General features: G+C 62.4%; 3 pseudogenes. 2 read left to right on the forward strand and 1 reads right to left on the reverse strand.

The annotated features are described in order from the left end of the window. A pseudogene (locus tag Y88_RS18620) lies at window positions 1–730 on the forward strand (transposase); the annotation flags it as partial. A 209-nt stretch (window positions 731–939) separates the two neighbouring features. Here Y88_RS18620 and Y88_RS18625 read toward each other — a convergent pair. Continuing rightward, window positions 940–2,236 (reverse strand): annotated as a pseudogene (locus Y88_RS18625) (IS110 family RNA-guided transposase). A 153-nt stretch (window positions 2,237–2,389) separates the two neighbouring features. Between Y88_RS18625 and Y88_RS18630 the strand changes: the two are divergent. After that, window positions 2,390–2,688 (forward strand): annotated as a pseudogene (locus Y88_RS18630) (integrase core domain-containing protein); the annotation flags it as partial.

Genomic DNA, 2,688 nt, shown 5'->3' on the forward strand with positions numbered 1-2,688 from the left:
AGGTTTGCCGCAAGCACGGCCTCAGCCCGGCGACGTTCTACAAGCTGAAGGCGAAGTACGGCGGCCTGGAGGTGTCCGATGCCCGGCGGCTGCGTCAACTCGAGGATGAGAACGGCAAGCTCAAGCGGCTTCTGGCCGAGAGTGTGCTGGACAACGCGATCCTGAAGGACCTGTTGGGAAAAGTCTGACGACGCCAGGCCAGCGACGGGACGCGGCGCTCGGTGTGATGCGGGATTACCAGGTCTCGCAGCGCCGTGCCTGCGTGTTGATCGGCGTCGATCCCAAGACGGTCCGGCGAGAACGTTCGCCCGACCATGCCGAGATCCGCGAGGAGATGCGGGAGATCGCCGGCCTGCGTCGGCGGTTCGGCTATCGCCGTGTCGGCGTGATGCTCGAACGCAAGGGACACATCATGAACCACAAGAAGCTCTACCGGCTATACCGGGAGGAAGGTCTGTCGGTACGCTGCCGGCGGGGTCGCAAGCGCGCTCGCGGCAGCCGAACACCAATGCCGGTCCCGCTGCGGCCGAACGACCGTTGGTCGATGGACTTTGTGGCCGACACGTTCGGCGCTTCCCGCCGGCTGCGTATCCTGGCGATCAACGATGACGCCTGCCGGGAGAACCTGTGCCTGGTGGGGGACACCAGCATCTCCGGCGTGCGGGTAGCCCGCGAGTTGGACACGCTGGTGCGCCTGTATGGCAAACCCGCTTGCATCGTCAGCGACAACGTCCTAGGTCGGGAAGCAGCGGCGGAAAACGGCCAGCAGGTCTCGTTGCGCCGATTGTGATCGGCGCTGGTTGCGTTCTGATCCAGATGGCTTCCATCGTCAAGGAATGCGCTCTCGGCCATAGCAAACACAGGATCCAGCGGCCGCGCGGGTCGTGGTCCTTACCGTCCTTAAAATGAGATGCGGATGCCAGATGGAAGGCCCGAACATTATCTACAGGGTCGCAGCTGCGCCCTCACGGCTCCACAGAGAGGGGTCCTTCCATCTGGTGTCCGCCCGTTCGACGAACGGACGGTACTCGGTTCCCGTCTTGATGACGGCGTGCGCGACGCGCGCCATCTTGGCGGTAAGTGCAGTCATCGCCTTGCGGCGGCGATCAGGGTCGTTGCCGTGGCCGGCCACATAGCGACCAAGCTTGTCACGAAAGCTGTTGTCGCGCTGCCGGATGGCGACTTGGGTTGCCATCCAGAAGGTACGGCGAAGCCGTGCATTACCGTACTTTGACAGCTTGGTCCGTCCGCGGAATGTGCCGGACTGACAGGTGGCAAGATCGAGCCCGCAGAACTTCAGGAACTGGCGGTGGTGCGCAAATCGTCGAAGGTCGCCAGCCTCCGCGAGGATGGTCAGCGCGTTGATCGGCCCGATCCCGGGGATCATGCGCAGGAGTTGGTAATCTCGGTTTCCGCTGAGCAAGGCATGGGCGGTTCGTTCAATCTCGTCGCGTTGCCGGATCAGGCTGCGCGCCTGCGCGATGACCATGCGGAACATCGTGATAGCAACGGAATCCTCGTCGACGGGAAGCGCTACGGAAGCGCAGGCGGTCTCATAAATGTCGTTGATCAAGCGGGCCTTAGACACCTTGCGGCCGACCAGTGACCACGCTTCGTTCGAGAACGCCTCCTGGCCGAGGGCCGTCATGCTGGCTGGTGTCGGAAACCGCTCGAGCAGGGCCAGGAACCAGTCGGAGCGGCTGTTGCCGGCGAAACGTTCGATCTCCGGAAAATACAGCGGCAGATAGTGCGTGAGGATCCTATGCCACGTCTGGGTCTTCACCTTGGAAATGGCTTCGTGCGTCTTCGACATCTCCTGCAGATCATTGATGCCGGCGGCCAGCGGATCGACATAGCGCTGGGTCGCGCCGATCCGGAGCATGTGCAGGATCACCTGGGCATCCTTGGAATCGTTCTTGTCCCAGCCGTTGTGCAATGCCTCGCGCGTCCGGGCCAAGGCGACCGATGAAATCAGGCGCAGCTCGAAACCCGCAGCAAGTAGCCGGTGGGCCAATGTGCGATGGTAGTTGCCGGTAGCTTCGAACCCGACAATGACAGATCTGCCTATGTCCGCCAGGTCGGCCGCGAGACGATCGTAGTCAGCCTTTGTGGCCATGACGGTCATCCGCCGTCGGCGCCCGCCCTCCGGGCGTTCAATCAGAACCTCCTGTCGGTGCTTGGACATGTCGATGGCTACCAGCACGGCATCGGCGGGAGTAGAACTGCGCTTGGTCATGGTCGGTCCGTCTCCAAAGTGTTGAGTCGACAACTTCACTTTAGAGACCCGCTGGCCGATCATGGCCGCCTTGATGAAGCCGGCGGGCGCTACGCGCCCTTGCCTTCATCAAGGCAATGCGGCCCTTCAAGGGGCCGCTTCCCAATGTGCTACGGAACCGAGTTCACCAGCAGGGCGATCCTGAAGTGGGCCAGCGAGAACCGGGTCGAGTGGCATTACATCGATCCCGGCAAGCCGCAGCAGAATGCGTTGATTGAAACGTTCAATGGGGCGCTGCGCGACGAGTTCCTGAATGAGGATCTGTTCGACAGCCTCGCGGACGCTCGGCGCAAGCTGGCTGTCTGGCGCTACGACTACAACAACGTCAGGCCACACTCGTCGCTGGGGAACCGAACACCGGCACAAATATCAAACCGGCGGACTCTCGTTATGACCGCAGGACCAGCGGGGGA

The sequence above is a fragment of the Novosphingobium nitrogenifigens DSM 19370 genome, from assembly GCF_000192575.1.
GTDB lineage: Bacteria > Pseudomonadota > Alphaproteobacteria > Sphingomonadales > Sphingomonadaceae > Novosphingobium > Novosphingobium nitrogenifigens.